Genomic DNA, 3,475 nt, shown 5'->3' with positions numbered 1-3,475 from the left:
TTGCCGTTGGGTGGCGCAGCGGTGGGGTGGTAGTCCAGCCGGCCGCTACGAGAGCGCGGCGGACGGTGTCGGCGACCTCGTCCGGGCGGGCACGGACCAGCCAGGCCGGGAAGCGCAGGATCCGGTCGCCGCTGGTCCAGACGTCGTTCGGCCGACGCATGTCCGCCGCCCACTGCCTGGCGTCCATGTGGTGCGCCCCGTCGACCTCCACCTGCACCCGCCACTTCCGCCAGTACGCGTCCAGCCAGCGGTTGCGGCCGGCCGCGTCAACCCGGTGTTCCTGGAGATCGGGTGCGGGCAGCCGGTGCCGGCGGCACAGCCGCAGAAAATCGATCTCGGAGAGCGCCTGTGCGCCGCCCGCGATGTCGCCGACCGTCTGCCCGATCAGGTGCCGGCGCGGCGCCCGGGGCAGCACGTCGAGCACCGCCCGCAACTCCTCGGGCATCACCCGGCGTTGCTGGCAACCGGCGGCCAGCACCGCCTGTGCCTCGTCCACGCCGGCCGCCCAGCCTGCCGCGTCCACCAGGGCCCGCGCCGTCGTGGTACGCGGCGGGCGGGCGAGTTGACGGTGTGATTCGGGCAGCACCGTCGTGCGATGCACCAGCACCGCTGGCATGTCGATCGGCAGGCGACGCAGTGTGGTCCGCGCCGCACGGCGAGCGGCCGGCACCAGCACGTGCAGTGGTTCGCGGCGCAGCCCCCGTACCCCGGCCTCGGCGGCTGCGGTCACCCCGGCCAGCATCGCGCCCGGTCCGGCGGCCAGCACCGCAACCCACAGTTGCTGGTCGCGGGTCAGGCGGCCGTTGCCGGTCAGCAGGATCCCCCGGCAGATCGACCGCCACCGGCCGGTGCGGATCCGGCCCCGCACCGCCCCCTCGCTGAGCAGCCCGGCGACCTGCGCGATGGTCAGCACGCCCGCCTGCTCGAAGGCGAGCCAGTCGAGGGCGTCGGCGTCGTCGGCGGGCAGCATCCGAACAGCCTTCACCGCCGGGACGCCGCCTCACCACCAGATCTTGGACAGTTTCCGTCAGGACGTGACGGAAACTGTCCAAGATCTACGAGCCTGGTCGACATCCGGGTGTCGTCGGCCTTTCCGGACCGTTCAATCCGGCCGGGGGCGCTGACGGTGGTTGGGTGGGGCACATGGGGCACACCGGATTGACGGTCGCGTGGTCGATGGCGACCATGAGGTGGCTACGCTGCTGGCGCGTGGCGAGATGATCAGAAACGGTGCGTTGTCCCGCCGCCAGTCGATCGAACTGATGAAGGAAGTCGTGACCTCATGGACCTGACCGGCCCGGTGCTGGTGTTCGCGCCTGCCGCGTGGCGGGCGTTCGTGGTCGTCGCCCGTCGTCCGACGGCCTGAGCCGGGAGGTCCCTGGTGCCACAGCACGACCCGGCTGGCGACGACCCGGACGTGACCGCCGGTCCCCCGCCAGCGCAAACACCGCAGCCGGCGCAAACACCCGAGCCGGCGGAAACACCGCACCCAGCGGAAACTCCGCAGGCAGCGCAAGCACAGCGGGCGGCAAGTCCGCAGCCGGTGCAGACGCCACCGCCGGTGCCGGTTCCCGCCCCGGGGATCGACCCGGACGAGCCGCCCGCGGTCCCGTCCGGAAAGTTCGGCACGCCGGGGCGGCCACTGCGCCGCAGCAGTTTCCTGATCGGTTTCACCGGCGCGCTGGGCGTGCTGCTGGCGTACACCCTCTATCTGGGGATTCGCAATGCCGGCGGCATCCTGGTGCTGGTGGTGATCGCGCTCTTCCTCGCTGTCGGTCTCAACCCGGCGGTGGTCCGGCTGGGCCGCTGGGGTGTGCCGCACGGCCTGGCGGTGGCCGCGGTGGCGTTGACAGTGGTGTTGCTGCTCTGCGGCGGCGTGGTGGCGCTGGTCCCGCCGATCGTCACCCAGTCGGGGCAGTTCATCGATCAGATCCCGAGCCTGCTCGACGAGCTGCGCCGCAACCCGACGGTCAATGACCTGGTGGAGCGGTACGACGTGGTGGAACGGGTGCAGAACGCCGCCAACGCCCAGACGGTCGGGCGGGCGCTCGGCGGGGTGCTGGGCGGCGCACAACTGATCTTCGGCACGGTGTTCCGGACGCTGACCGTGCTGGTGCTGACGATCTACTTCCTGGCCTATTTCGACCGGTTGCGCTCGCTGGGCTACTCGTTGGTGCCCCGGTCGCGCCGGGAACGGGTGCAGCTGATCGGTGACGAAATTTTGGCAAAGGTCGGCTCCTACATGGTCGGCGCGCTGAGCATCGCGGTGCTGGCCGGCGCGACCACCTTCGTCTTCGCGCTGATCGTCGACCTGCCGTACCCGTTCGCGCTGGCCGTGGTCGTCGCGGTGACCGACCTGATCCCGCAGATCGGCGCCACCCTCGGCGCGGTGATCGTGAGCCTGGTCGGCTTCGCCGCCGACCTGCCCACCGGCATCGCCTGCGCGGTCTTCTTCCTCATCTACCAGCAGGTGGAGAACTACCTCATCTACCCGAAGGTGATGCGGCGCTCGGTGGAGGTCAACGAGGTGGCCGCCCTGCTGGCCGCGCTGCTCGGCGTGTCACTGCTGGGCGTGGTGGGCGCGCTGATCGCCATCCCCACGGTGGCCGCCCTGCAACTGATCCTGCGCGAGGTGGTGCTGCCCCGCCAGCAACGCCGCTGAGGTCGCACCCCGCGCCAGCCCGCCGCGCCCCGCGCTGCCCGCACCGCCCCGTCCCGCGCCGCCCAGGTCCCACGCCGCCCAGGTCCCGCGCCGGCCCGCGGAGATCGTGCTCGATCCCGGAAGTAGTGGCCTCGCCATCTTATGATGCCACTACAACCATGATAGAGCACGATCTTGGTGCGGGCACGCGAGGATGCGCGGGACCGGGACCGGGACCGGGAGACGTCCGGGTCAGTCGGCCTGACCGGCGGCCGGGCCGGGGACGGGCGTGTCGGCGAAGGCAGCCACCGTACGGTCGGCGTACGCGCTGACGTCGCCGGCCTCCATCGGGCCGTCCCAGGTGGTCGGCAGCGGCACCTCGACGGCCGGGTTGACCCGCCGGACGATCTCATCGAGGACCGTCTCCGCGTCGCCCACCCAGAGGTGCTTGGCACCCGGGACCCCGACCACCTCGGCCTGCGGCACGGCGGCGAACCGCTCCCCCGCCTCGGTGGGGCGCAGGTAGTCGTCGAACTCCGGCACCAGCGCCACCAGCGGCCGACCCGAACTGGCCCAGGTGGCCAGGTCCTCCGGGGCGGAGAAGCGCAGCGGCGGGGAGAGCAGGATCGCCCCGGCGATCGCCGGGTCGCAGCCGTACTTCAGCGCCAGGTCGGTGCCGAACGACCAGCCGACGAGCCAGATGTTGGGCAGTTCGGCGAACTCCGCGTACTCGATGGCGGCGGCCACGTCGTACCGCTCGCCCACCGCGCCGTCGAAGGCTCCCTCGCTGGGGCCGACCACGCTCCTGGTGCCCCGCGTGTTGAACCGCAGCAC

The 3,475-nt window shown here is 71.9% G+C and carries 4 protein-coding genes; 2 read left to right on the top strand and 2 right to left on the bottom strand.

The window, feature by feature from the left end:
* Window positions 1-970, bottom strand: a 970-nt coding sequence (locus KBX53_RS26555) for a hypothetical protein (RefSeq protein ID WP_210862253.1), incomplete at its 3' end; no start/stop codon positions are given.
* A gap of 199 nt (window positions 971-1,169) precedes the next feature.
* Between KBX53_RS26555 and KBX53_RS36905 the strand changes: the two genes are divergently transcribed.
* A complete protein-coding gene (locus tag KBX53_RS36905; protein ID WP_256443421.1) occupies window positions 1,170-1,292 on the top strand; it encodes a hypothetical protein in 123 nt (40 codons plus the stop codon).
* A gap of 269 nt (window positions 1,293-1,561) precedes the next feature.
* Window positions 1,562-2,662, top strand: a complete 1,101-nt coding sequence (locus tag KBX53_RS26545; protein WP_309140857.1) for an AI-2E family transporter — start codon at window positions 1,562-1,564, stop codon at window positions 2,660-2,662.
* 231 nt (window positions 2,663-2,893) lie between these two features.
* Here KBX53_RS26545 and KBX53_RS26540 read toward each other — a convergent pair.
* Window positions 2,894-3,475: alpha/beta hydrolase (locus KBX53_RS26540; protein ID WP_210862251.1), on the bottom strand; the 582-nt coding region annotated here is incomplete at its 5' end.

Origin of the sequence: Micromonospora sp. M51 (genome assembly GCF_018070305.1) — a bacterium.
In the GTDB taxonomy this organism is placed as follows: domain Bacteria; phylum Actinomycetota; class Actinomycetes; order Mycobacteriales; family Micromonosporaceae; genus Micromonospora; species Micromonospora parva.
The sequence above is the reverse complement of the archived record's forward strand: the minus strand, read 5'-3'. Positions and strand labels throughout refer to the sequence as shown.